The following is a 24,967-nucleotide window of genomic DNA, read 5'->3' as shown; positions in this document are numbered from 1 at the left end:
TGAAGGCTGTATGCGTTAGCTCAACTTCGGCTCTATCCAAAGCGCCGTGCAACTGAGCACAAACAACGTAAGCCATACCCAATCGTTGACTTTTTCCTGACGTTGCGGTTTGGCATGGGGGGACCTGCCGAAAAGCCTGCCGCCCGCAATGCTTTTATATAATGGGCCATCCGCCGGGTCAGGAAGAGCGTGGAGGTCGAATCTTCCACAAATACTTCTGCGGAGTCTCCTGCCCCTATCCAACCCGATTGCCCGAATAAATAATTTGTTTCAGCTACCTGCTGGTTCAGCGGAGAAGTTTGCAAGACCACAGTATCCTGACCAACTGGAAAGCGGGTCGGAATTTCAGCATCCATATTCAGGGAAAACCGCCCTGCGAGGCCTTTGAACAACGGCGCATCGGCAAGCACACCGCTACCGGATGGCGGCTGTACCTGCGCCAGAACGGTATTCCAGATTCGCGCGTACGCTACACTATCACCGCTGAGTTTGAGGGGGAAGGTTTCGTTCAGCAGGCTAACGCCCACTTTCCCTACCTTGTTCCAGACAGCCACTGGGTAGCCGGGGACCGTCAACTGAGGAAGTGACTCGTTGAAAGCGTAGGGCAAGGCCGTCAGATTGGGAGCTACCTGCGCGGCGGTTTCGGAAGTCGTTCGCTTGATAGAAAAACCTGTTCCCAAGGCCCGGTTGATGGTGGTGAGATTGCTTTCGGCCTGGGTTAATCCTATGAAAAGAATACTTTTTCCGGCCGCGAGAGCTTTCTTGACCAATGAGTTGGAGGCGTTGCCAGGATCGGTGACGATGAGGTCAGGCAGGGTACCTTGGGCCATTCCCCCGTTGATGGTTGTGCTTTGCTGGATGCCTTTGGAAACGGCCGTCGTCACGGTTACGGCATTGCCTTGGCGGCCCAGCCATTCGGCCAGGGTACGGCTCTCAAAATCGGGGCTGTCCAGAATAAACTGGTAGGAAAGTACGGGACGTGAGCGGACAAAAAAACGTAGCGTATCTACAAATTTATCATTCACAAAGAGTTCCGTAGCCGTGCGCCCTTCGGTGAAGGCCGGGAATTGGAGTGAAAAGGAATTCGACCCTTCCGCAAGCTGCGTACTATCCAGCGTTTCACCGGCAAATTTGATTTTTGCCCATTGCTTTTTGGTTGATTGTACGCTACCTGTGATGCGCTGCATTTCGCCCAGCCGCAGGGTACCCTGCCAGGCAAGATTCTGGATTTGATTTTCGGAGAAATAGGGCTGCCATTCCACAGTACCTGACGTGAGCTGCGCCAGCAGATCGGGCGTAAAATCCTGCCCCAGCAGTGTTACCGAATCAAAATGGGCGGCCAGTTTTTTTTTCAGAAACTCCTGCGATCCGAACCGTTCATTCAACCCCAGGCTATCCTGCCAGCGGCGGGCCATGGCAGAAGGTACCTCGGCCCCTACCAACAACGCCCGGGCCGAATCGGACGTTTTGGTCCAGGTTGGTTGTAAAAGGTACCCTAGCAACACCAGCCATAAAAACAGATTCAGTCCACCCCGAAGCCATTTTCGCCGGGGCGTCAACGTTTTGTTCCTCCACAAAATCCCGAAAACCACGACTGGAAAGGCAGCCAGCAAAATCGCAGTCAGCCAATGGAAAGGATCGGAAGAGTTGAAGGAAAAATCAAAAGAAATCATAAAAGTTGTCGCCAGAAAGCGGCTTCCAGTTTTGGTTGGCTGCGATAGTCAGAACCCGTTTGCCAGGTTGGATTGGCCAGAGTTAATAAAAAAGCCTGGGTCCGCTGTCGTTCCTTGTCATTGAGTTTTTTGCCACTCGCCAATTTTTGCAAATCGCCCAGTACGGCCCAGTTTTTCAGGCCGCTATTGATGGTCGTTTCGGCCAGTTGGGTACCTACCTGCTGCACGTCGCGCTGCTGCGCGGCGGAGAGCTTGGGCAGCTCAAGATACCCCAGTACGCGACTGGCTTTGATGGCCAACTGCTCCTGTTCGTAATGGCGTTCCTGTTGGTAGCGTGGGTTGATTTTGTCGAGTTCACCCGTCAGGCGGGTTTCTTTGATTTTCAGCGGCGGTGGGTCGAAACCACTTTTCTTGACATAGGTACGGGCTTTTTGCTGGGCGGTCTTGAGGTATTCCAGGGCTTTGTTTTCAAAGGGCAGGGCTTTTTCGGGTTCATACAGCCGCAGGTGCAGTTCCGATTGCCACATCTGCTCCAGCGCCATTTTTAACAGGCTGCGTGTGGATTGTTCGTGAAATGTATTCACCTCCCCATCGTCGTGCGAATGCACATATTGCTCCATGAGCGCGGCCAGCGGGTCTTGCTGTCCGGCCGGTACAGGGGTACCATGATTGTGGTCGTGGTCGGGAACCTCGGCAACGGCGGCATGTTCTTCTTCGGTGTCGTGTTTATGCATGAAACCTTCCAGCGACGCACTGCCCGGCGCATCGCCACCGTGGTCTTCGGCCGGGTTTGCTCCGCCGATATTGGTTTCAAACTCTTCGCCCATAAACTGTCCGTAGCGCAGCCGCAGTACTTTCTGGTCGAAGCCGATTTCGTTGGAGGTACTATTGAATTCTTTGGGCGGTAGTTTTTTACGTTTGGCAATGAGTTTTTCCGTGTCGATAATAATTTGCCGCTGCGAGCGGAAGTACTCCGGCATGCGGTTGACAGCCATCGTGGCCAGTTGGGCTTCCTCCATCTGTGTCGTGTCCCGGTACACGATAAAGTAGGTATCCGATTTGGTGAAATTCGCCTCCGGCTGGCGGTTGTCCACGGCGGCCCAGTAGTAGTACAGCTCGTCGCCGGGCGTAAAGTCCAGGGCTTTCAGATCCAGTACCTTGGTCAGGTTCGCTTCTTTGAATGTAGCCGGACTCAGGGGTAGCCGCACTTCCCGGAACTTCACGTTCTCACCCGAACCCCGCGCCAGCGTGGCCACGATGAACGCATTTTGCACCCGGAAATCATCGGAGATTTTAGCCGAAACGGAAATTTTCTTGGGATCATTCAGCAGATGATAGCGATATAATTCCTTGCTGGCCGGGGTAATTTTAGGCGGTTGGTCGGGCTGTGCTTCCAGCCGGTAGAATTCCGACTGATACACCAGCGAATCGGCCCGGTAAGCCTTCAGATTATAGATTCCCGAATGGACCAACCGGTCACTGTATTCGTATGAATCGCCGTTTTTCTTAAATACCAACCCCGAGTTCTTGCCATCGGAGAGCCGCAACGTTACCCCATCGGCCTGACTGAGCTGTACCTGCCACGTTAGCCGCGAACCGTTCAGGGCGGTCACGTTCAAATCGGATGATTCGGTGGCGTGCAACCCCGAGTAAGCTGGCGGTTGAATCCGTATTCGGGCCGTTTGCAGGCTGGGTGGGGGAAGTATTTTCTTTTCATGTTTCGCAGGTAGTAAAGTTTCAGATTCTTTTGAGATACCGGAATTTTGCCCCAGAAGAGGTACAGCAAGACGAAATAGAAAAGCCAGCACTACCAGCAGACCATACGGCCAAAGTTGGGCAAAAAATACGCGCGGGGCTGCCTCATTCTCAATTCGGTCGTAGAGCCTTTCCAGCTGGAGCTGTTCTGCCCAATTCGGGTTTTCTTTCTCCAGTAAGGCCAGACTGTACTCGGTTCCCTGTACTTTCTGATGAATCAGCGAAACGGCCTCCGGCTTTTTGGGGGCATAGATTTTTGTAATAAAAACACCCGCCCCCAGGGCCACTACCAGCGCTCCTAATTGAACGGCTAACAAACTTGTCAGCGCGGAGGCCGACACAAAAGCCGCCGCGCCCAGCAGCATGCACCGGAGCAGCGCGTTGGCGTACAGCTGATTTCGTACCGAAGCGATGAGTTTTTGAAGAGGGTTCATGCGTTGCGGAGTAGCGAAAGAATGCGTTCAAAGATACAAACCACGAGCAGAGCGGCGAAAATGAGGCGTTGTGTCTGCGCCGAAGGCGCACCGGATGCTTGGACGGGTTTGAATAAGGTACCTAATTCGGCCCTGCTCATCGGCACGGTATTGCCCCCGATCCCCCAATGCGCCAGAATCCGCTGTCCCAGCCATTCGGGTAGCTGCCCACGGGCCACCAGCGGCGACGTTTGCGGGGTGAGTTTTTCTGGCAAATGGAAAACATTCGGATACGCCGAAAGACCTGCCTGATTGGTCACAAGGTATAGGGTTGCGGGCTGTAGCGCGAGCGGCAACTGATCAGTAACGACTATATCTGGTGCAGCCTGGGTACCTTTTTCTATCCAATTGATTTCCAGGCGGTACACCTCGGCGAAGGCTTGCAAAGCGGCTAGAGCAGTCTTTCGTTCCAGCGGATCTTTCAGGTCGATACTAACATTTACAGGCCCTTCGCCCACGGGCTGACTGGCAAATCGAACGGAAGCATCAGCGTCGCTGGCGCGTAGAATATTGTCGGTATCGACATACAGTTTTTGCTGGTTTGCAACGAGCCGGTAGGCACGAATCGGATTTCCAAGCGTATCGGGTGTAGTGTGAAGGTGAAAATCAGTCGGCGTTTGAATAAAAGGCAGTTGGCCGGGTTTTCGCTCATTTTTCATGTACAGATGCAGTACTTCGCCCGCCGGGGCTACCCGATTGATTGCATTTTGCAACATTACCGCGTTCCAAGGCGTGGGATCAGCCGGCGGCGCGAGCTCATTGGCGGGTTGCGGGGTAGGGGTGAGCCAATAAATGGGTTCGCCGTTTTGGCGGGCTTCTTCCAGTTCAAAACGGTAGTTATCCACTACGAAGGCGTCGGGCTGCACGAGGTGGATCGTTTGTAAATAACCTTGTTTCCCCAACATCTTCAGGACAGGCTCACTCAGCAGCAGGGCCACCAAAATCAATAGTACGCAACGCAAAATCAGCAGCAGGATCTGGTCCAGCCGGAAGCCTCGCTGCGGTTGCTGGCTTTTCTCGAAAAGAAAGCGCGTAGCGGCCCAGGCGATAACCGTACCTTTCTTCCGATGCCAGAAGTGCAGGGCGATCGGGATCGCTACGGCCAGGATACCCCATAGAAATAAAGGTTGAAGAAATTGCATTATTTAAACCAATTGATCACTTAGCATCCTAATTTAAGTACTAATATTGGATTATGGAGCACTTCCAGATTGTGAAGATAGTAAAAGTACCAAAAGGCCGGTTGAAAATTTGGAGAATGGGGGGGTAGGCAGTAGATTTAGAGTTTCTTGTATTCTAAAAAAATCTACAAATTTGTTGGATAGGAAAAATTGATTTCACAAAACGTACAGTCATTTCGCTCACAAAATTCGACTTTACTGAAATGGAGAAAAAGTTGGTTTATTATGGTGGGCAGGATTATGATTATCAGTATGGGAAATAACTAAAATACCAGAATTGTTGGTGTGCCACACCTTTGAATGAATCTTTCCCAATTCCACCGTCTATGCCTGACAAAAACCTCTACATCATCGCAGGCTGCAATGGTGCGGGTAAAACCACAGCTTCATTTACCATTCTACCCGTACCATTCTACCCGAGATTCTTGATTGCAAGGAATTCGTCAACGCCGACGAAATAGCCCGAGGGCTTTCACCTTTCCAACCCCAGAAAGTCGCTCTTGAGGCTGGACGGATTATGTTGAATAGAATTGACGATCTTGTAAATAGAAACGAAAGCTTCGCCTTTGAAACCACCCTCGCGACAAGGAGCTATCGACTAAAAATTGAGGAGGCTAAAAATAAGGGATACACGACTACTTTGCTTTTCTTATGGCTGCAAAATGTAGAATTAGCCAAACAACGGGTAAGAATCAGAGTGACCGAAGGTGGACATACTATTGAACCGGAAGTAATCGAAAGGCGTTACCGACGAGGTATCAAAAACTTGTTTGAGATATACCTACCTGATGTGGATGGAGCCCTGATATATGATAATTCGGCTGGCGAGCCTCATCTTTTAGCACAGAAGACAGTCGATGGGAAGCTCACCGTAATAAATAAAACAAAATTCAACGAGCTAAAATACTGTTATGACCACAGTTGAAGAACAGAAAGAACTGCGAGAAAAAATTTCGTTCGGTCTTAAAAAGACCTACGAAAAACTCATTGAGTTTAAGAAGCAGAAAGGTACCGAGCTTGTCGTGATGCGAGACGGTAAAATTGTTACAATCAAACCTGAATAAAGGTACCTCATACCTTTCGCTTCGCCAGGAAATCCCGCAAAACGACCGCGATCGGGTCGCTGAGCCGGGCCCGTACCAGATGCACGTGCGGCAGGCGCAGGGCTTCCTCCATACTTTCGAGGTACTGGGCGGCATTTTTTCTGAAAGTCTCCCGCACGGCCGCGGCTTCCAGTTCCACCTCACGGCCGGTTTCCAAATCCTTGAACCGATAGAATCCTTTCAGGTCGAAGTCCAGTTCCTGGTCGCCCAGGATTTGGAAAATAACGATCTCACGCCGTGGATTGGCAATGCTTCTGATCAACTTGATCCATTCTTCGTCCGCTTGCAGCAAGTCCGAAACAAACACCAGCATTTCCTTGCGCCGGGCGTAAAATTCGGGAAAGGCAACTGCGTTGTTTTGCCATTCGCCACTGGCCTGCGCCGTTTCCAGGCCAAACAATATTTTCTGAAAAGCCTGCTTGCCCGAAACCGCCACCGTCTGCAGAGTACCCCCGTGTAAGGTGTACAGGCTCATGGCGTCGCCTTGCCGATAGCCGAGATAGGCCAGCGATGCCAGCAGAATCCGGGCGTAATCCAGGCGACTCAAGGTACCCTCGGTAAAGTTCATGGAGCCCGATAGGTCCAGCAGAAACCGGATGTGCAGGCTACTTTCGGTGGCCGATTCGCGTACCTGATGCTTGTCGGTGCGGGCGTAGAGTTTCCAGTCGATACGCTTGGGATCGTCGCCAGGCTGGTAGTGCCGGTACTGCTCGAACTCCACACCTACCCCCGAACGGCGACTGCCGTGAATACCCAGCCACAGCTCCTCGCTGACCACCTTGCCGGCCAGCTGGAGATTGTTGAGTTTCAGTAAATCGGTAGCGAGGTGAGCCATTGGTATTTTGAAATCGGAGATTTTACGTTCTAAAACACTTGAAAAAATAAGATTTAAGGGATGTTTTGCACTGTACCTATACGGATCAGGAAATTTTTGATTGACAGGCCTCCTGACCCGCAATTTACCTGTAAAACCCTAATAACAGTTGTGTAAACAAGAATATATGGGGAGAAAATAGCTCCTACACGATAAGGGACGGCGTCGGGTACCTGTCTGTTGCTTGGCTTGGGGATGAAGAATTATCCTAACAATTCGGTCAATGGCGAGCGTTACCGCGGGTACCTACCCTTGGCAAAGTTATCGGACATGAAAGAGCCGAAAAAGTAGTATTCCATGAAAGGTGACTTCTCCTATTAAATTCCGGACAGATTCAAATTCGCCATTCACTTCATGAGAACACGCTACCAAGCCATCGCTTTTGCTTTCTTCTTAGGCACCCTTACCATCGGAACCACTCATGCCCAGTCCAAAGCCCCCAAATCCTCCGATTGGATTCAACTCTTCAACGGTAAAGATCTCACGGGCTGGGATGTCAAAATCGCTGGCTACGCGATGAATGATAATTACAAAAACACCTTCCGAGCCGAAGACGGGATGATCCGCGTCATGTACGACGGTTACGACCGCTTCGACGGGCGATATGGGCATTTGTATTACAAAGAGCCGTTCTCACATTATCGGCTGCGTTTTGAGTACCGTTTTCTGGGCGAACAATTGCCGGGCGGCGACAGTTGGAATGTCCGCAACAGCGGCGTGATGCTGCACTCCGAACCCGCCTGGAACCTGGGCAAGGACCAGACCTTCCCCGTCTCACTGGAAATGCAACTCCTGGGCGGACTCGGCAGTGGCGAGCGCCACACGGGCAACCTATGCTCGCCGGGTACCATCGCCGACATCAACGGCAAGCTCGACATGGCCCACTGTATCGACGCCAGCTCCAAAACCTACAACGGCGATGTATGGGTGAAGGGCGAAGCCATTGTCTATGGCGACTCGATCATCTACCACCTCATTGAGGGCGACACTGTCCTGACCTACACGCACACCCGCATCGGCGGAGGTTTTACCAGCCCGGCAAATAATAGTTTTGAAGCGGCGCACTTCACCCCGGAAAGCGCGGCTGCCTGGCGCAAACTGGCCAATAAGCCGCTCAAATCGGGCTACATCGCTCTGCAAAGCGAAAGCCATGCCATCGATTTCCGCAAAATTGAACTTCTGCCCTTGAAGGGCTGCATGGATCCGAAAGCCAGCAACTTCAAATCATACTACGAAATTTCGGATCAAGTGGCCTGTACTTACAAAAAGAAGTCAAAGCAATAGTTTGTTTGACAAAAATTTTTCGGCTTATATCGTCCTTTGGGCATTTCTCCCTATTTTCGTCTTTCCATTGCTGATTTGGTTGATCTTTGAGAAGTAAATCAGGTTTTTTTCCTAATTTTTAGGATGTAATGTTGATTTGCCTTTGCGAAGCATTTTCCGGCTTTTTTGCAGATACGTGTGTTTTTCACAGCTGCCAGTCAGCGTATTCAAGTAAAATTCAATATTCAGAATCTAATAGTAAAATAAATGCAACGTAGAAAATTCATGCAACTCTCCGGCTTGGCGATGGGCGCGGCTACGCTTCCTTTCGGCCTGGTCATGGGCCGGGACGTACCCGTAGAACATTTGCTGGAGCCTGGCGCTGATGCCGCCGCAAAGAAACGGATGGCCGATATTGCCCTCAACGCGGCCCGCAGTAAGGGCGCCAGCTACGCCGACGTGCGCATTGGCCGGTACCTGCAGCAATTCCTCTTTACCCGTGAGATGAAGGTACAGAACGTCACCAATGCTGAGTCATACGGCATCGGGGTGCGTGTAATTGCCAACGGTACCTGGGGATTCTCGGCGACCAGTGACCTGACGCCCGACGGCATTGCTAAGTGCGCCGAAACCGCTGTGGCTATTGCCAAGGCCAATTCCAAAATCCAGACCGAGCCCGTGATTCTGGCCCCGCAAAAGGGAGTAGGTGAGGTCGCCTGGAAAACGCCATTGACCAAAAATGCCTTCGGGATTCCAGTCAAGGAAAAGATCGACCTGTTGATGAAAGTAAATGGTGAAGCGCTGAAAAACGGCGCGGGCTTCGTGACTTCCAATTTGTTTTTTGTGAATGAGCAAAAGTATTTTGCCTCAACGGACGGCTCTTACATCGATCAGGACATCCACCGGATCTGGCCCACATTCACCGTGACGGCTATTGACAAAGCGGCCGGAAAGTTCAAAACCCGCGACGCCATCAGTTCGCCGATGGGCATGGGCTACGAGTACCTCGACGGCCTGGCTTCCGAAAAAATTCCTGGTCCAAACGGCCTGGTAGGCTACCGGAATTCGTACGACATGGTGGAAGACGCCACCAATGCGGCGAAGCAAGCCAAGGAAAAGATCGGGGCCAAATCGGTCACGGCGGGTAAGTACGACCTCGTGCTCGATCCCAACCACCTGGGGCTGACCATTCATGAGTCCGTCGGCCATCCACTCGAATTGGATCGCGTACTCGGCTACGAAGCCAACTATGCCGGAACCTCCTTTGCTACCCTGGACAAATGGAAAGCGGGTGATTTTAATTACGGTAGCAAACTCGTCAATATCGTGGCCGACAAAACCCAGCCGCACACGCTCGGCAAGGTAGGGTACGACGACGAAGGGGTACCCAGCAAGGAGTGGAATTTGATCAAGGACGGTGTGCTGGTCAACTACGAAGCCATCCGCGACCAGGTACATATCATCGGTGAGAAGGAGTCGCAGGGCTGCTGCTACGCCGATAGCTGGGATTCGGTACAGTTTCAACGGATGCCCAATGTGTCGCTGAAAGCAGGTACCGAGAAGCGCAGTGTGATGGATATGATCAAAGGCGTGGATAAAGGTATCTATATCATTGGCCGTGGTTCCTACTCCATCGACCAGCAGCGCTACAACTTCCAGTTTGGCGGACAACTGTTCTATGAAGTCAAGAACGGCGAAATCGTGGGTATGCTCGACGACGTGGCCTACCAGTCCAACACCCAGGAATTCTGGAATTCGTGCGCCCAGCTGTGCGACCAGGACGACTACCGTACCTTCGGCTCGTTCTTCGACGGCAAAGGCCAGCCCTCGCAGGTCAGCGCGGTATCGCACGGTAGCGCCACCACGCGCTTCAATGGGGTTAATGTGATCAATACGGGAAGGAAAATTTAGCAGAGAGTGGATACGGGGCCGCCCGCGCGGTTGACAGTGGACAATTAACAGTTTTTTGTTCGAAAAGCCACTTCATACTTTATCATTGTTCTACTAAAATTATCCAGTCTCAAACAAATCGATTTAAGCCGTCTACGGCACGCTGTCCACTTTCAACTGTCAATTGTCAACTGAATAAAAATGGCTACCTTAACTAGAGCAGAAGCAAAGAAAATTATAGATAAAGTCCTGTCGTACTCCAAGGCCGACGAAATGAGTGTGGGCCTGAGTGGCAACCGGACGGGCAACATCCGCTACGCCCGCAACTCAGTAAGTACCAGCGGCGAAACCAACAACCTGTCGCTGGCCGGTACGGCAGTGTTCGGCAAGAAATCGGGTACGGCCACGATCAACGAGTTCGATGATGCTTCGCTGGAAAAAACCGTACGCCGGGCCGAGGAAATCGCGCAATTGGCACCCGAAAATCCCGAGTATGTTCCCATGCTCGGTCCCCAAACCTACCTGGAACCGAAAAGCTTTGCGCAGTCCACAGCCAACATTACGCCCGACTACCGGGCTCAGGCGGCATTCGATAGCCTCGATCCCTGCCGCAAGAAAAATCTGGTAGCAGCGGGGTACCTTGAGGATTCCGCTGGTTTCAGTGCCATTGGCAACAGCAAAGGGTTGTTTGGCTATAATCCTTCGACTTCCGTAGATTTCTCCATCACCGTCCGTACGGCTGATGGGCTGGGCTCGGGCTACGCCATCCGCGACGTCAACGACGTATCCAAACTCAGCACTAAATCCGCCACCGAGGTAGCCATGCAGAAAGCATTGGCTTCGGTCAATGCCCGCGCGCTGGAACCCGGCAAGTATACGGTGATCCTGGAACCTGCCGCGGCTGTGGACTTACTGCAAAACATGATGGGTAGCATGGACGCCCGCAACGCCGACGAGGGCCGTTCTTTTTTGAGTAAAAAAGGCGGCGAAACCCGACTGGGCGAAAAATTATTCGATGAGCGTGTCAACATCTACTCCGACCCGATGAACCTCGAAATACCCGGATCTCCCTTCGGCGGCGGCGGTGGGGGACGCTTCGGCGGCGGCGGTAGCGACGGCCGCCCACAAGGGAAGGTGTCCTGGATAGAAAATGGCGTGGTAAAAAATATGTACTACTCGCGCTACTGGTCGCAGACCAAGGGCGTGGCAGGGGTACCCCCGCCTTCGGGCTTTATTATGGCGGGCGGCACGCAGTCGCTGGCGGATATGATCAAAAACACCGATAAAGGTATCCTGGTCACGCGGTTCTGGTACATCCGCGCCGTGGACCCGCAAACGCTACTCTACACAGGCCTCACCCGCGATGGTACCTTCTATATTGAAAACGGCGTCATCAAGTACCCCGTCAAAAACTTCCGCTTCAACGAAAGCCCGGTCATCATGCTCAATAACCTGGAAGCGATGGGGGTACCCCAGCGCATCAGCGGCAATCTGGTACCGCCGTTGAAGATTCGCGACTTTACGTTTTCGAGCTTGTCGGACGCGGTATAGAGGTCAGGGACGGGGTATATGGCAGATGATATACCCCGTCTTTTTCGTATGCTCACCATTTATCTGAAATTCCGTCCGTACATCCAGCAACGAGTGCTTGGCAGCGTAATTTTCCCTAAATTCCTGACTTGCATTCACCCCAAGTAAATTCTGTATTATTTAAAAAGACCCTCAAATTTCAGAAGCCATGAATCGAAGAGACTTTATGCAATTGACCGGCATGAGCGCGGGCGCCCTCATGCTGCCGACGATTCCGGTACTGGGCCGCGCGGTGACGCCCGAAGCTTTGCTTGACAAAGCGCTGGATGTCGCCGTAAAAAAACGCCTAGCCGACGCCGCCCTCAACGCCGCCAAGTCCAAGGGCGCAACCTACGCCGATATCCGCATCGGCAGGTACCTCAACCAGTTTGTCGTGACGCGCGAAGATAAGGTACAGAACTTGGTCAACACCGAGTCATACGGTGTGGGTGTACGGGTAATTGCCGACGGTTGCTGGGGCTTTGCTGCGGTAGTCGATGCCAAAAGCGAAGCCCAGACCGCCAAAGCTGCCGAAGAAGCCGTGGCGATTGCCAAGGCCAATGCCAAATTGATGAAGGAACCCGTACAACTGGCTCCGCAGAAAGGTTTTGGTGAGGTGAGCTGGAAGGCGCCCATTACTAAAAATGCCTTTGAGGTACCCATTAAGGAAAAGGTGGATCTGCTGCTTACGGTGAATGACGCCGCGATGAAAAACGGGGCCAATTACGTCAATTCCGTACTTTTCCAGGTCAATGAGCAGAAGTACTTCGCTTCAACCGATGGCTCCTACATCGATCAGGATATTCACCGGATGTGGCCTATTTTTAACGTCACGGCCATTGACCCCAAGAGTGGTAAGTTCGAAACCCGGCAGTCGCTCAGCGCGCCGATGGGCATGGGCTACGAGTACCTGCAGGCCAATCCGACCGACAGCATCAAGGGGATTACGACCCGCTACAATAAAGGGTACGATATGCTGGAAGACGTGACCGCCGCCTCCAAACAAGCCAAAGAAAAACTCACTGCCAAGTCGGTCGAAGCCGGAAAGTACGATCTGGTGCTTGACCCTTCGCACCTGTGGCTCACGATTCACGAGTCGGTGGGCCACCCACTCGAACTGGATCGGGTGCTAGGTTATGAGGCCAACTTTGCCGGAACTTCATTCGCTACCCTGGACAAGTGGAAAGCGGGCGATTTCAAGTACGGTAGTCCTCAGGTGACGCTCTTTGCCGATAAAGTACAACCTGGTTCGCTGGGTGCGGTCGGTTGGGACGACGAAGGCGTAAAAACCAAGCGTTGGGACTTGGTGAAAGATGGTACCTTGGTTAACTATCAGGCTATCCGCGACCAGGTGCACATCATTGGCGAAAATGAATCGCAGGGCTGCTGCTACGCCGACAGCTGGAGTTCAGTGCAGTTTCAGCGTATGGCTAACGTGTCGCTCGCACCGGGGAAAACGCCTTTGTCAGTTGATGACATGATCAAGGATGTAGAAAAAGGAGTCTATATCATCGGCGACGGTTCGTTCTCCATCGATCAGCAGCGCTACAACTTCCAGTTTGGCGGACAACTTTTCTACGAAATTAAGGATGGAAAAATCGGCGGAATGCTCAAGGACGTAGCCTACCAGTCGAACACGCAGGAATTCTGGAACTCATGCGCCAAGATCTGTGACGATCGCGACTACCGATTGGGCGGCTCGTTCTTCGACGGCAAAGGCCAGCCCAGCCAGTCGAGCGCGGTATCGCACGGCAGTTCGACGACCCGCTTCAATGGAGTGAACGTAATCAATACAGCCAGAAAAATATAAGTAGCCATGTCCATCATCCTAACCGAAGCAGAGGCCAAGGCCATTCTGCAAAAAGTCCTCGCTTTCTCCAAAGCCGACGAATGCGAAGCGAATATTTTAGGCGAACAACGCGGTAATATCCGTTACGCCCGCAACGAAGTATCAACCAGTGGTGGGTTAATCAACCAGAATCTGGCGGTACAATCGGCTTTTGGCAAGAAGGTAGGTACCGCTACAATTGACGAATTCGATGACGCATCCCTGGAAAAAGTGGTCCGTCGTTCGGAAGAACTCGCGCAACTGGCTCCCGAAAATCCTGAGTACGTAGGTGTGCTGGGACCACAGACCTACGGGAAATCCAAGGGGTTCTTTGAATCTACGGCCAATATAAACCCCGACAGACGGGCGGAGGCCGTAGCCGTAAGCCTAAAGCAAACACGTGATAAAAAACTGGTAGGGGCGGGCTTTCTGGAAGATGTGCGGGGGTACTCAGCAATGATGAATTCCAAAGGACTTTTTGCCTATCACCCCAGTACGAACGTCAACTTTTCGCTGACGGTGCGCACGGAAGATGGCAAAGGCTCAGGTTATGTCATTCGCGGATTCAGCGATTTCGACAAACTCGATACGCAGACGGCGACTCAAATCGCCGTCCAGAAATGCCTTGGTTCGGTAGAAGCACGGGCGCTGGAACCCGGCAAGTACACGGTGATTCTGGAACCGACCGCCGCATCGGTATTATTGGAAAACATATTTTTCAGCCTCGATGCGCGCTCGGCCGACGAAGGCCGTTCGTTTTTGAGCAAGCCGGGCGGTAAGACCAAGCTGGGTGAGAAAATCGTGGACGAACGTGTGACGATCTACTCCGATCCCGCCAACCCTGAACTACCCGCCTCGCCTTGGTCGGGTGATGGACGCGCGCAGGAAAAAACCAACTGGATCGAAAAAGGGGTAGTCAAGAATCTGGCCTACTCGCGGTATTGGGCGCAAAACAAAGGAGTGAAAGCCACGCCTTTTCCCAACAACCTCATCATGGCCGGGGGTACCTCGTCGCTGGAAGACATGATCAAAAGCACCAAGCGCGGAATTCTGGTTACGAAGCTATGGTACATCCGTACCGTGGACCCACAAACGCTGCTGCTCACCGGCCTAACCCGCGACGGTACCTTCTTCATCGAAGATGGTGTCATCAAGTACCCTGTCAAAAACTTCCGTTTCAATGAAAGTCCGATAATTATGCTCAACAACCTGGAAGCCCTCGGCAAGCCCGAACGCACCGTTAGCACCGAATCGGACCAGAATTACCTGATCCCGCCAATGAAAATCCGAGAATTCACGTTTACCAGCTTGTCGGATGCCGTGTAGCGGATTGGTGCTGAGAAGAAATATTTATTTTTGGGGTTAAAAGGTGAAGGGTTAATGGTAAAGATTTTTTTGCCATCCAGAAAACCGTTGACCTTTTAACCCATTGATCTTTAACCCCAAAATTCCATGCTTCAATCCCGTATTAACGATCTTCTGGAAGCGCCTGATGCCCTGCTCGTTATTGAGCGGGCACAGGCAATTTTAGCCAATGAGTCTGCGCGTCGTCAGGCATTTCGGAAGTGGTTATGCGACGATGTGAAGGCTGAGTTCATCAACGGCGAGGTCATTATGCACTCGCCTGTAAAACGGCGTCATCTGGATGCGACGCAGAATTTGCTAATGCTGTTGCGGGTCTATGTCCACAAAAATGACCTGGGTGCCGTGGATTCTGAAAAAGCCCTTATTGGCCTTACCCGCAACGACTATGAACCCGATATCTGCTACTGGAACGCCGAAACAGCGGCTTCTTTTACAGATGACCAGATGGAGCACCCGGTACCTGACTTGATCGTGGAGGTACTTTCCCGAAGCACGACGGGCCGCGACCGGGGCGTCAAGTTTGAAGATTATGCTGCCCACGGCGTGCGTGAGTACTGGATCATTGATCCGATCCGCAAGGCAGTGGAACAGTATGAATTGGATGAGGGAACTATGGCATTCGCCAAAGTAGCGGTACTATATGATGACGCAAACGATACGCTCAAAGCCTTGGCCGTGCCGGGTTTCGAGATTCCGGTGCGGGCGATTTTTGATAAAAAAATGAACATGGATGCGTTGCAAAAGATACTGGCTGGCTAGGTATGCTACAAGGTACCTACCTCACCATTTTCCAACGGTTATGAAGCCGCAAGCTAACAATCAGCCAACGGCGATCAGCCCAGCATGAAACCTTTTGTTTTTACCCGTTTACAGTATACCTCCGGCGATTGGGACACCGATCAGCGGATGCCCTCCAATATCCTGCATTCGCTGGTAGAATACACAACCCTGCCGGTGGAAGAGCAGGAAAAAACGGTAAAACTAGGTAGCCCCGAAATTTTTAAGAGTCCGTTTTGCTACCTCAGCGGGCATAAGCTCGTGGAGTTTTCGGCAGTGGAGCGGGAGTCGTTCAGGCAGTATGTTTCCAACGGCGGATTCGTGTTCGTGGACGACTGCAACCACGATATCGACGGTCTGTTTGCCAAGTCTTTTGAACAGGAAATGGACCGTACTTTCGGCCCGAAAGCCTTGCAGAAAATTCCCAATGACCATCCTATTTATTTCAACTTTTTCAAATTTAAAGACGGTCCCCCTACAACTTCTTTCGAGCTCAACGGCTGGGGCGACGATCTGGTGCATGACTACCTCAAAGCAGTCACAGTCAACGGACGCATCGGGGTACTGTACAGCAACAAAGACTACGGCTGCGAGTGGGACTACGATTTCCGGAACAAGCGTTTCCTGGCGGAAGACAATACCAAGTTTGGAGTCAATATTATCATGTACGCGCTGACCGCCTAATGAATGAACTGGTTACTTATAAAGGGTGGTATTACTGCTAAAATAGTGAGTATATAATGAGCCTCGTTGATGCATTGATTGATTCAAAGTCAGAGACTTTGAAATTTTATGACCTGAATTCCGATGATTTGCTGCAATCTTATGAGCCCGGCAAATGGAGCATCCGGGAAATACTAGTTCACCTGGCTGATGCTGAGAGCGTTTTGCACGAAAGAATCAAGAGAGTGATTGCAGAACCGCGGCAGGTAATCTGGGCCTTCGATCAGGATCTCTGGTGGCAGAATTTGGATTATGCGCACTTTCCGCTGGAAATTAGCAAATCGCTCTTTATGGCAAATAGAGATTCAGTGATCTACCTGGCTGAACGGCACTACGATGGATCGGAAAAAAGGGAGTTCATCCACAGTCAGACTGGATTACGGACCCTGAAAGATGAATTCGACAAAGTACTCTGGCATAATCAGAACCATTTGGTACAAATCCGGCGAGCCCTCTCAATCAAAACCGTATGCTAATCGATACCTTAAAAACCCTGTTTAGCCGGGATTTGGCCAAACTGAAATCCGAGATCGAACAATACCAGCAGGAGGAAAAAATCTGGTACGTCGAGAAAAATATCGCCAATTCGGCGGGAAATCTTTGTCTCCATCTGGTAGGTAATCTGAACACATTTATTGGGGCAGATTTTGGCGCGACGGGCTATATCAGAGATAGAGACCTGGAATTTTCGGCAAAAAATGTTCCCCGGCCGGAGCTTATCCAGCAAATTACGGAGACTGCCAAAATTGTCGACACCACCCTTGGGCAGCTAACTGCCGAGCAATTGCAGGCAGAATGTCCGGTGCAACGTTTCGAGCAAAAAGTTTCGACCGAGTACCTGCTGGTGCATCTAGCGATGCACCTGTCCTATCACCTCGGACAGGTCAACTACCACCGGAGGCTATTGGACGAATAATTCAACTCTTTTAATGTACATCTAATCGATCACTGGACAGCCGCACCTGTCTCTCATCGCGCCGGCGACCCGGTTACTGAATCAAAATTGAATACTACCACCACTACCCAGGAATTAGCCCATTTCAAAACACTCGTTGCCAAAATTCCGGCCCTGCGTGAGGAAATTGCCAAAGTCATCGTCGGGCAGCAGGAGGCGGTTAGCGAAATCCTGATTACGCTGCTGGCAGGCGGCCATTGTCTGCTAGAGGGGGTACCGGGGCTGGCCAAAACCCTGATGGTAAGTACCCTGGCCCGAACGTTGGAAATGAGTTTCAAGCGCGTACAGTTCACTCCCGACCTCATGCCGGGCGACATTGTAGGCACGGAGATTCTGGAAGAGGACCACGAAACGGGCCGGAAGTTTTTCAAATTCAACCAAGGACCACTCTTCGCGCACGTCGTGCTGGCCGATGAAATCAACCGTACCCCGCCCAAAACCCAGGCTGCACTGCTGGAAGCGATGCAGGAGGGCAAAGTAACCTACGCGGGTACCGACTATGCCCTACCGCGCCCCTTCCTGATCATCGCCACGCAGAACCCTATCGAACAGGCAGGTACCTACCCCTTGCCTGAGGCCCAATTGGACCGCTTTCTGTTGTACGTCAAATTGGACTACCCCTCGGAACAGGAGGAACTCCACGTATTGAAAAGCACTACGGGTACCGCGAAGCCTACTCTGGAAACCATCCTGACCGATCGCGATATTCTGGATTTGCAACTGCTGACCCGGCAGGTTCACATCAGCGACGAGCTGATAAGCTACATCAATCGTCTGGTGCGCGCAACACGTCCGGCGGAGAGTCCGTCTGACTTTGTGCGGAAATGGTGCGACTGGGGCGCGGGACCCCGCGCGGGACAAGCGCTGGTACTATGCGCCAAAGCCAACGCGGTGTTGAACGCCCGTTTCTCCGTGGTACCCGACGATATTCACGCGCTGGCCTACCCCATCCTTCGACATCGCATCGCCCTGAATTTCAAGGCCGAAGCCGAAGGGATTACGCCTGATCGGGTGCTTGGGGAGCTATTGAAGGGAATAAAGGTTTAAGGCTTTTCACCGGTACGCATATTCAGGCATTCCCAATTTCTGGATACAGGAATTACTATTTCTTGCAATAACTATTCATTTAGTTATATTTACAGAAATATTATTCACCTAAACGGGCCGAACTATGAAAACGCTTCTCTTACTGGTATCGCTCCTTACTTTCGGGCCCCTTCTTTATGCACAACCGAAAGTACTGTCACACGAAGGTCTCAAACATGAGGGAATAACCGAAGACCAACTAGCCACCGCCTATACGAGTACCAATGGTATAGCGGGGGCAATCCAAATTGGCCAAAATCTGGATACGCTGATCCGAAAAGCGCTGAGTAAAACTACCTTAACAAATTACCTGCTGACGTACGGGGTATATGTCAATGAATCAGGTTCTATTGACTATGTGCTGTATGATTTAGCCAGGGTAAAGGAAGGCCGGGATTCGCTGCAGAACCTGATCGAAAGCGCTTTGCCGCCCCTTTTGCAAGACTGGCAGTTGAAAGGATTGGGAGGTAAAAAAGTGAGATTCTACAGGATACTGGCCATGGGCCGCCCACCTCAACCCCGGACGGTACGTACCGGCGATAGCCTGATCAGTACCCTCGAAGCCGCCCGCACCACGCTGGATACCTTGAAGATTAAGTCGCTGCATCTCCATCAGCTTGATCTGACGGAGGTACCTTACGACGCCATTTATCGTTTCCCTAATCTGGAAGTGCTGGACTTGCACCAAAACAAGTTGACGGCTCTGGACCTGGATATGGCGCGGCTGCCCCGGTTGAAAAACCTAGATTTACGTGAAAATATGCTCAGTCAGGAGACACTAAAACTGACTGTAAACCGCTCGCTTAAAATCTTGAATGTCCATACCAATCGCCTGACGGATGTGCCGGATGCGGCCCGGAATTGCAAAGAACTCGAAAGCCTGTGGATGGGTGGGAATAAGGAATTGAAATTCAGCAACCGGAGTTTCCGTAAATTGCGTTCGCTTCACGACCTTAATCTGTACGGTTGCGAGCTGACTTCTCTACCTGGCGGAATCCGTAAGTTGCGCGGCCTCGAAGTGCTGGACCTGTACTATAATACTTTCGCCGAGCTGCCAAAACCCGTAACCAGGCTCCGAAAGTTAAACCAGTTGGCCGTGGCTCACAATCAGATTACTACCTTGCCGAAGCGTATTGACCGGCTGAAACATTTGCAAATGTTTTACATCCATCACAATCACCTGAGTACTCTACCCGATCGGATGCCGCGCCTGGAAAAGCTTCAGCTACTGGATTTGGGCTATAACTGGTTCAGCACGTTACCTCCCGAAATACTCGCCCTGCAAAATCTCCGGGAATTGGATTTGTCTGGTAACAATCTCAATACTTTTCCCGTACAATTGTCTGAGGCACGCTATCTGGAAAAACTGCACTTGCGCGGGAATCCTTTCTTACGGAATGAAACCGAACAGGCCTACCTTCCTTACATTCAACAATTGGAAAAGAAACCAACAGAGGTGTTCTATTGATCTATGGCTCAATTCCAGGAAAAATGAGGTGATTGTGCCCCATTTTTCTGAATTAAGCGCAGGCAAGGTTTGTTTCTGTATTTGTATTGGTTTGATAATCAGGATGTTTAAATAGTGTTATCCAGCTGGCAAAATTTTAATGAAGTAATAGGCACTGGATTAATAAAAACACTTTTAAACGAATATAGAAATCATGAAAAATTTTCTGAGAGGACTAGCAGCCGGTATAGCAATCGGCTATCTGACCGCCCCCCGCTCGGGTAAGGAAACCCGCGAGCAACTGTCCGATACGATGAATGGTATGAAGGACCAATGGGATGAAGCAAAAACCCAAATAACCGGACTCATCGAAGATGTAAAATCACAAGTGGGTATATCAACAAACGAATTGGCTGATAAGGCACAGGACAAGTTTGACCAGTATAAGCACGAGGCCAACCAAACCAAAGAATTTGTCCGCAACCGGTACAACGACAAAGTGGACGATCTGGCGGATGCTACCAAAGCAGGCGTCGATACGGCGGAAGAGAATCTGAAAATCTGAGGTACCTAAGAAGATGATTATTTGAAGAAGCCGGACTTTTCAGCCCGGCTTCTTTCGTTAGTTCGGCCATGAGGCATTCAACACTTCTCCACAGTCATCACTTTACCGCCAAAAATCCGTATTTTTGAACTTCATGAATGATCGAAAATACTATGCGCAAGGATTATATAAGCGGTGAGGGCGAAGGTATGTCTTCAACGGAAAAAGAGATTGAACGGGCGTTGCGTCCCCTCTCGTTTGAAGATTTTACGGGGCAGGAAAAGATTCTGGAAAACCTAAAGATTTTCGTGAAGGCGGCCCGGCAGCGCGGCGATGCGCTGGACCACGTACTGCTGCATGGCCCGCCCGGCCTGGGCAAAACCACGCTCTCACACATTGTGGCCAACGAGTTGGGCGCGAACATCAAGGTCACTTCGGGCCCGGTGATGGACAAACCCAGCGACCTGGCCGGGCTGTTGACGAATCTGCAACCCCACGACGTGCTGTTCATTGACGAAATCCACCGCCTGAACCCCATCGTGGAGGAGTACCTGTATTCGGCCATGGAAGATTACAAGATCGACATCATGCTCGATAGTGGCCCTAATGCCCGCTCCGTGCAGATTGGCCTCAACCCCTTCACGCTGGTAGGTGCCACCACCCGCGCCGGCTTGCTCACCTCACCCCTGCGGGCCCGGTTTGGGATCAACGCCCGCCTGGAATACTACGATGCTAAGCTGCTGACGACCATCGTCCTGCGATCAGCCGATCTGTTGGGCTCACCCATCGATGAAGAAGCTGCCTACGAAATAGCCCGCCGGAGCCGGGGTACCCCCGGATCGCCAACAATTTGCTACGGCGTACCCGCGATTTTGCCCAGGTAAAAGGCAGGGGGCATATTACCGTTCCCATTGCCGAGATGGCTTTGACGGCTCTGGATGTGGATCAGAATGGACTCGACGAAATGGACAACCGTATCTTGACAACCATCATCGAAAAATTCAAGGGCGGTCCTGTGGGCTTATCCACCATAGCCACAGCCTGCAGCGAGGAAGCCGAGACGATCGAAGAGGTATATGAGCCGTTTCTGATTCAGGAGGGGTACCTTAAGCGGACTGCACGCGGTCGGGAGGCCACTGAAAAGGCCTATCGGCACCTGGGTATCCTACCCCGTCACCGGACCGGGGAATTGTTCTAGTTGAAAATTTTGGTAAAAGCCAAAGGATCAGCAGTTTTTTGCTCGAGTATTTTATTGTTGACCGATCGCTTACTTTTAACCATTCACCGTTTTTACCGTTTCCCCAAAACTTAACGTTATCCTAACACGTACTTATCGTACTTTTGCAGCACAAAAATCAGGAAAGGATCGTGTTAGTGTCGGATTTAATAAAAAAACCACTTGTAAAGGTACCCTGCGCCATTATTGAGCGTGGAGGCAAGGTACTTGCCGCTCAGCGGAGCGCCCATGGCTCTCTACCCATGAAGTGGGAATTTCCGGGCGGAAAACTTGAAGAAGGTGAAAGCGAGGTAGAATGCCTTGTGCGGGAAATACGCGAAGAATTGAGCGTGGAAGTAGTGGTTGAGGATCGGTTGCCCGTAACAAACCGTGATGATATCGGGCGTATGATCCAGCTGGTACCCTTTATATGCCAGCTCGTTACCGACGAAATTATACTCACTGAACACGAACAGATTTTTTGGCTCACACCCGATGAGCTACCCGCCCTTGACTGGGCCGAAGCCGATCGGGACGTGCTACAGAACTACTTCGAACACCTGGCCGGCCGGCGCATCAGGCCCATACAAAGACTGAATCGCCGGAAGCCGGATATTTTCCCTACTTCTCCCGGAAAAATAGAGTGATAGGTACCCCCGTAAAATCAAAATGCTCGCGCATGCGGTTCTCGAGGTACCGCATGTAGGGTTCCTTGATGAGCTTGGGGTAGTTGCAGAAAAACACAAACGTAGGTGAGGGCGTCGGCAACTGAATCATATACTTGATATTGATGTGCCGGCCCCGCTGCGCCGGGGGAGGGTACTTCTTGATTTCCTCCTGCATGACGTCGTTGAGCTTCGAAGTCGTAATCTTACGGCTCTTGTTTTCATATACTTCCATCGCCTTCTCCATCACCTGGAAAATGCGCTGCTTTTCAAGAACTGAGGCGAAGATAATCGGCATATAGTTCATCGGAGCCAGGCGTTCCAGCATCTCCTTTTTCAGCTGATCTGCCGTCTTGGAATCCTTCTCGATCAAATCCCACTTATTGACCATGATGACAATGCCCTTTTTGGCCTTGTCGGCTTGTCCGATGAGCGTCATGTCCTGGCCTTCCAGCCCATTTTCGGCATCCAGCATCATGATGCACACATCCGATTCTTCCACCGCTTTGACAGAGCGGATCGTAGAATAAAATTCAATATCTTCCTTGACCTTGGCCTTTCGCCGCATCCCGGCCGTATCGATCAGGATATATTCGCGCCCGAAAGCCTTGTAGGGCGTATGGATAGCATCGCGGGTGGTACCCGCAATGTTGGTTACGATGCTGCGTTCAGTACCCGTCAGTACATTCAGGAAAGATGACTTGCCCACGTTTGGCCTACCTACAATCGCAATGCGCGGGATGCCCTCCTCGGGGTTTTCAACGCCGGGGGTATCAAAATACTTCACAACTTCGTCGAGCAAATCGCCCGTTCCGTAGCCCGTTTGGGAGGAGATGGGATAAATCAGCTCGCCCATACCCAGCTCATAAAACTCGCCGGACGACTGGTACCGCTCGATCGATTCGGCTTTGTTGGCAACCAGGAATACTGGTTTTTTATAGCGACGCAGCACGTTGGCAAATTCCTTGTCGAGTTCGGTCAATCCGCTCATGCAGTCCACCATGAAAAGTACCACCGTCGATTCTTCGATGGCCAGCTGCACCTGATCGCGGATAGCGCCTTCAAAAATATCATCCGAACCCACCACGTAGCCGCCCGTATCGATGACGGTGAAATGTTGGCCGTTCCATTCGGCGTAGCCATAGTGGCGGTCGCGGGTCACGCCGCTCTGATTGTCCATAATCGCCTTCCGTTCTTCGATGAGACGGTTAAAAAGTGTAGATTTACCCACATTCGGGCGCCCTACAATAGATACTATATTTGCCATGTGTCAATTTTGAATGATAGCTTGATCGAATGAGAGAATGAAAAATAACCAATTAATATTCACTCAATCCTTCAACCCCAGCGCGGACTGCCGTCTTGGCGCCGGTACGACGCGCGGCCGCGCCGTCACAATTATTTCTCGTTATACCCAAACTGCCGCAACTTGTCGTCTTTGCTTCGCCAGTTGGGCTCTACTTTTACAAATGTTTCCAGGAATACTTTCTTGCCGAAGAAAGCTTCCAGATCCTGCCGGGCCTGAATACCTACCTTTTTCATCATGGAGCCTTTATCGCCAATCAGGATGCCCCGCTGACTCTTGCGTTCCACCATGATTTCGGCCCGGATTACGATAATGTCTTCTTTTTCCTTGAATTCCGTCACCACCACTTCACTGCTATACGGGATTTCCTGGCGGTAGTTGAGAAAAATCTTTTCCCGGATGATTTCCGAAGCAAAGAAACGCTCGGGCTTGTCAGTAAGTTCGTCTTCGGCAAAATAGGGTGGGTGCTCCGGCAGACGAGTCACCACGGTATGAAACAGCGTTTCTACGTTGGCGTTGTGGAGGGCCGATATGGGGATGATGGCGGCGGGTTGCAAGGCTTGCTGCCACTCTTCCATTTTCGCATCTACAGTAGCCTGATCAGACAGGTCAATTTTATTCAGTACCACTACGATGGGGGAGTCAGTACGCTTTAGCAACGGAACCACATCGTGCTCAGCGCTTTTTTCCCCAATTTCGGTTACGAACAACACTACGTCGGCATCTTCCAGTGAGCCTTTCACGAAGGTCATCATGGAGTCGTGCAGCTTGTAAGCGGGTGTCACTACACCGGGCGTATCAGAGTAGATTAACTGGAAGGGGGTACCTTCATGGGTACCGTTGAGGATACCCATAATGCGGTGCCGGGTGGTTTGGGCCTTAGAGGTAATAATGGAGAGCTTTTCGCCTACCAATATGTTCATGAGCGTGGATTTGCCCACGTTGGGCCGACCAATAATGCTCACAAAACCCGCCCGGAATGCGGGCAGCGTGATTTCAGGAGTAGTTTCTGACATAGGTGATCAGGTATTTTGAATACCAGAAAAATGTTTTTTTTGCAAAGATAGTTTTTTTAAATGAAACAGACCGCTATATTTGCAGTCCAATTCAATGGCGCGGGATGGAGCAGTTGGTAGCTCGTTGGGCTCATAACCCAAAGGTCGCTGGTTCGAGTCCAGCTCCCGCTACAGTAAAAGCCTCAGAAAAATCTGAGGCTTTTTTTTATGGTTCGAACCGCCCAAAAGGCTAAAGGCCGCTGGTTTGTACTTTTTTTG

General features: G+C 51.3%; 21 protein-coding genes, 1 tRNA gene and 1 pseudogene. 17 read left to right on the top strand and 6 right to left on the bottom strand.

Annotation, left to right across the window (positions count from 1 at the left end; translation table 11 throughout):
• Positions 1–32: 32 nt before the first annotated feature.
• Genes GBK04_RS12005 through GBK04_RS11995 form a run of 3 tightly spaced genes read right to left on the bottom strand, consistent with a single transcriptional unit; the run spans position 33 to position 5,043 of the window.
• Positions 33–1,673, bottom strand: a complete 1,641-nt coding sequence (locus GBK04_RS12005) for a hypothetical protein (protein ID WP_152759975.1) — start codon at positions 1,671–1,673, stop codon at positions 33–35.
• Positions 1,670–3,862, bottom strand: a complete 2,193-nt coding sequence (locus tag GBK04_RS12000; protein ID WP_152759972.1) for a hypothetical protein — start codon at positions 3,860–3,862, stop codon at positions 1,670–1,672. Before GBK04_RS12000 ends, GBK04_RS12005 begins: the two co-directional genes overlap by 4 nt.
• Positions 3,859–5,043, bottom strand: a complete 1,185-nt coding sequence (locus GBK04_RS11995) for a BatA domain-containing protein (RefSeq protein ID WP_152759970.1) — start codon at positions 5,041–5,043, stop codon at positions 3,859–3,861. Before GBK04_RS11995 ends, GBK04_RS12000 begins: the two co-directional genes overlap by 4 nt.
• 556 nt (positions 5,044–5,599) lie before the next feature.
• Here GBK04_RS11995 and GBK04_RS11990 point away from each other — a divergent pair.
• Together GBK04_RS11990 and GBK04_RS30570 are read left to right on the top strand one after the other, a co-directional pair.
• Positions 5,600–6,007, top strand: a complete 408-nt coding sequence (locus GBK04_RS11990; protein WP_373330914.1) for an ATPase — start codon at positions 5,600–5,602, stop codon at positions 6,005–6,007.
• Positions 5,994–6,146 carry a DUF8506 family protein gene (locus GBK04_RS30570; protein WP_373330913.1) on the top strand — a complete coding sequence of 51 codons (153 nt, stop codon included), beginning with the start codon at positions 5,994–5,996 and terminating at the stop codon, positions 6,144–6,146. Before GBK04_RS11990 ends, GBK04_RS30570 begins: the two co-directional genes overlap by 14 nt.
• A 7-nt stretch (positions 6,147–6,153) precedes the next feature.
• On the opposite strand, the gene GBK04_RS11985 is transcribed toward GBK04_RS30570, so the two are convergent.
• Positions 6,154–7,020 carry a DUF58 domain-containing protein gene (locus tag GBK04_RS11985; RefSeq protein WP_152759968.1) on the bottom strand — a complete coding sequence of 289 codons (867 nt, stop codon included), beginning with the start codon at positions 7,018–7,020 and terminating at the stop codon, positions 6,154–6,156.
• Positions 7,021–7,413: 393 nt separating this feature from the next.
• Between GBK04_RS11985 and GBK04_RS11980 the strand changes: the two genes are divergently transcribed.
• From GBK04_RS11980 to GBK04_RS11915, 14 genes and pseudogenes are all read left to right on the top strand, one after another.
• Positions 7,414–8,343, top strand: coding sequence for a 3-keto-disaccharide hydrolase (locus GBK04_RS11980; protein WP_152759966.1), 930 nt, complete (start codon positions 7,414–7,416; stop codon positions 8,341–8,343).
• Between the two features lie 246 nt (positions 8,344–8,589).
• On the top strand, positions 8,590–10,233 hold the full coding sequence (locus GBK04_RS11975; RefSeq protein ID WP_152759964.1) for a TldD/PmbA family protein: 1,644 nt from the start codon (positions 8,590–8,592) through the stop codon (positions 10,231–10,233).
• Positions 10,234–10,413: 180 nt separating this feature from the next.
• Positions 10,414–11,763, top strand: a complete 1,350-nt coding sequence (locus GBK04_RS11970) for a TldD/PmbA family protein (RefSeq protein WP_152759962.1) — start codon at positions 10,414–10,416, stop codon at positions 11,761–11,763.
• Positions 11,764–11,950: 187 nt separating this feature from the next.
• Positions 11,951–13,591, top strand: coding sequence for a TldD/PmbA family protein (locus tag GBK04_RS11965; RefSeq protein WP_152759960.1), 1,641 nt, complete (start codon positions 11,951–11,953; stop codon positions 13,589–13,591).
• Positions 13,592–13,597: 6 nt separating this feature from the next.
• A complete protein-coding gene (locus GBK04_RS11960; protein WP_152759958.1) occupies positions 13,598–14,935 on the top strand; it encodes a TldD/PmbA family protein in 1,338 nt (445 codons plus the stop codon).
• A gap of 126 nt (positions 14,936–15,061) precedes the next feature.
• A complete protein-coding gene (locus GBK04_RS11955) occupies positions 15,062–15,733 on the top strand; it encodes a Uma2 family endonuclease (protein ID WP_152759956.1) in 672 nt (223 codons plus the stop codon).
• Positions 15,734–15,817: 84 nt separating this feature from the next.
• The gene (locus GBK04_RS11950; RefSeq protein WP_152759954.1) at positions 15,818–16,435 is read left to right on the top strand and encodes a DUF4159 domain-containing protein; all 618 of its coding nucleotides are present in this window, start codon (positions 15,818–15,820) and stop codon (positions 16,433–16,435) included.
• 56 nt (positions 16,436–16,491) lie between these two features.
• Positions 16,492–16,950: a DinB family protein gene (locus GBK04_RS11945; RefSeq protein ID WP_152759952.1), complete on the top strand. Its 459-nt coding sequence runs from the start codon at positions 16,492–16,494 to the stop codon at positions 16,948–16,950.
• On the top strand, positions 16,944–17,390 hold the full coding sequence (locus GBK04_RS11940; protein WP_152759950.1) for a DUF1572 family protein: 447 nt from the start codon (positions 16,944–16,946) through the stop codon (positions 17,388–17,390). The genes GBK04_RS11945 and GBK04_RS11940 overlap by 7 nt, the downstream gene beginning before the upstream one ends.
• An 87-nt stretch (positions 17,391–17,477) precedes the next feature.
• Positions 17,478–18,476, top strand: a complete 999-nt coding sequence (locus GBK04_RS11935) for an AAA family ATPase (protein ID WP_152759948.1) — start codon at positions 17,478–17,480, stop codon at positions 18,474–18,476.
• 124 nt (positions 18,477–18,600) lie between these two features.
• Positions 18,601–19,983 (top strand): leucine-rich repeat domain-containing protein, encoded by a 1,383-nt coding sequence (locus GBK04_RS11930; protein ID WP_152759946.1) that lies wholly within the window; start codon positions 18,601–18,603, stop codon positions 19,981–19,983.
• A 193-nt stretch (positions 19,984–20,176) separates the two neighbouring features.
• A complete protein-coding gene (locus tag GBK04_RS11925; RefSeq protein WP_152759944.1) occupies positions 20,177–20,527 on the top strand; it encodes a YtxH domain-containing protein in 351 nt (116 codons plus the stop codon).
• Positions 20,528–20,679: 152 nt separating this feature from the next.
• Positions 20,680–21,704 (top strand): annotated as a pseudogene (gene ruvB, locus GBK04_RS11920) (Holliday junction branch migration DNA helicase RuvB).
• Positions 21,705–21,847: 143 nt separating this feature from the next.
• Entirely contained in the window at positions 21,848–22,369 is a 522-nt protein-coding gene (locus tag GBK04_RS11915; RefSeq protein WP_152759942.1) for a (deoxy)nucleoside triphosphate pyrophosphohydrolase, read from the top strand.
• On the opposite strand, the gene der is transcribed toward GBK04_RS11915, so the two are convergent.
• Both der and era read right to left on the bottom strand, forming a co-directional pair.
• Positions 22,344–23,654, bottom strand: coding sequence for a ribosome biogenesis GTPase Der (gene der / locus GBK04_RS11910; RefSeq protein ID WP_152759940.1), 1,311 nt, complete (start codon positions 23,652–23,654; stop codon positions 22,344–22,346). The genes GBK04_RS11915 and der overlap by 26 nt on opposite strands.
• 131 nt (positions 23,655–23,785) lie before the next feature.
• On the bottom strand, positions 23,786–24,709 hold the full coding sequence (gene era / locus GBK04_RS11905; protein ID WP_152759938.1) for a GTPase Era: 924 nt from the start codon (positions 24,707–24,709) through the stop codon (positions 23,786–23,788).
• Between the two features lie 98 nt (positions 24,710–24,807).
• Between era and GBK04_RS11900 the strand changes: the two genes are divergently transcribed.
• Positions 24,808–24,880, top strand: a tRNA-Met gene (locus GBK04_RS11900).
• The last annotated feature ends 87 nt before the right edge of the window (positions 24,881–24,967 follow it).

This window comes from Salmonirosea aquatica (genome assembly GCF_009296315.1).
Taxonomy (GTDB): domain Bacteria; phylum Bacteroidota; class Bacteroidia; order Cytophagales; family Spirosomataceae; genus Salmonirosea; species Salmonirosea aquatica.
Note: the sequence above shows the minus strand (reverse complement) of the source record. Positions and strands in the feature narration are given on the sequence as shown.

What these genes read in the sequence shown, in the direction of transcription:
- GBK04_RS11945 (WP_152759952.1), top strand. Translation starts at nt 16,492, where the DNA reads ATGAGCCTCGTTGATGCATTGATTGATTCAAAGTCAGAGACTTTGAAA.
- GBK04_RS11970 (WP_152759962.1), top strand. Translation starts at nt 10,414, where the DNA reads ATGGCTACCTTAACTAGAGCAGAAGCAAAGAAAATTATAGATAAAGTC.
- GBK04_RS11980 (WP_152759966.1), top strand. Translation starts at nt 7,414, where the DNA reads ATGAGAACACGCTACCAAGCCATCGCTTTTGCTTTCTTCTTAGGCACC.
- GBK04_RS11995 (WP_152759970.1), bottom strand. Translation starts at nt 5,043, where the DNA reads ATGCAATTTCTTCAACCTTTATTTCTATGGGGTATCCTGGCCGTAGCG.
- GBK04_RS11940 (WP_152759950.1), top strand. Translation starts at nt 16,944, where the DNA reads ATGCTAATCGATACCTTAAAAACCCTGTTTAGCCGGGATTTGGCCAAA.
- der (WP_152759940.1), bottom strand. Translation starts at nt 23,654, where the DNA reads ATGGCAAATATAGTATCTATTGTAGGGCGCCCGAATGTGGGTAAATCT.
- GBK04_RS12000 (WP_152759972.1), bottom strand. Translation starts at nt 3,862, where the DNA reads ATGAACCCTCTTCAAAAACTCATCGCTTCGGTACGAAATCAGCTGTAC.
- GBK04_RS11960 (WP_152759958.1), top strand. Translation starts at nt 13,598, where the DNA reads ATGTCCATCATCCTAACCGAAGCAGAGGCCAAGGCCATTCTGCAAAAA.
- era (WP_152759938.1), bottom strand. Translation starts at nt 24,709, where the DNA reads ATGTCAGAAACTACTCCTGAAATCACGCTGCCCGCATTCCGGGCGGGT.
- GBK04_RS11925 (WP_152759944.1), top strand. Translation starts at nt 20,177, where the DNA reads ATGAAAAATTTTCTGAGAGGACTAGCAGCCGGTATAGCAATCGGCTAT.
- GBK04_RS11965 (WP_152759960.1), top strand. Translation starts at nt 11,951, where the DNA reads ATGAATCGAAGAGACTTTATGCAATTGACCGGCATGAGCGCGGGCGCC.
- GBK04_RS12005 (WP_152759975.1), bottom strand. Translation starts at nt 1,673, where the DNA reads ATGATTTCTTTTGATTTTTCCTTCAACTCTTCCGATCCTTTCCATTGG.
- GBK04_RS11985 (WP_152759968.1), bottom strand. Translation starts at nt 7,020, where the DNA reads ATGGCTCACCTCGCTACCGATTTACTGAAACTCAACAATCTCCAGCTG.
- GBK04_RS11930 (WP_152759946.1), top strand. Translation starts at nt 18,601, where the DNA reads ATGAAAACGCTTCTCTTACTGGTATCGCTCCTTACTTTCGGGCCCCTT.
- GBK04_RS30570 (WP_373330913.1), top strand. Translation starts at nt 5,994, where the DNA reads ATGACCACAGTTGAAGAACAGAAAGAACTGCGAGAAAAAATTTCGTTC.
- GBK04_RS11990 (WP_373330914.1), top strand. Translation starts at nt 5,600, where the DNA reads ATGTTGAATAGAATTGACGATCTTGTAAATAGAAACGAAAGCTTCGCC.
- GBK04_RS11975 (WP_152759964.1), top strand. Translation starts at nt 8,590, where the DNA reads ATGCAACGTAGAAAATTCATGCAACTCTCCGGCTTGGCGATGGGCGCG.
- GBK04_RS11955 (WP_152759956.1), top strand. Translation starts at nt 15,062, where the DNA reads ATGCTTCAATCCCGTATTAACGATCTTCTGGAAGCGCCTGATGCCCTG.
- GBK04_RS11950 (WP_152759954.1), top strand. Translation starts at nt 15,818, where the DNA reads ATGAAACCTTTTGTTTTTACCCGTTTACAGTATACCTCCGGCGATTGG.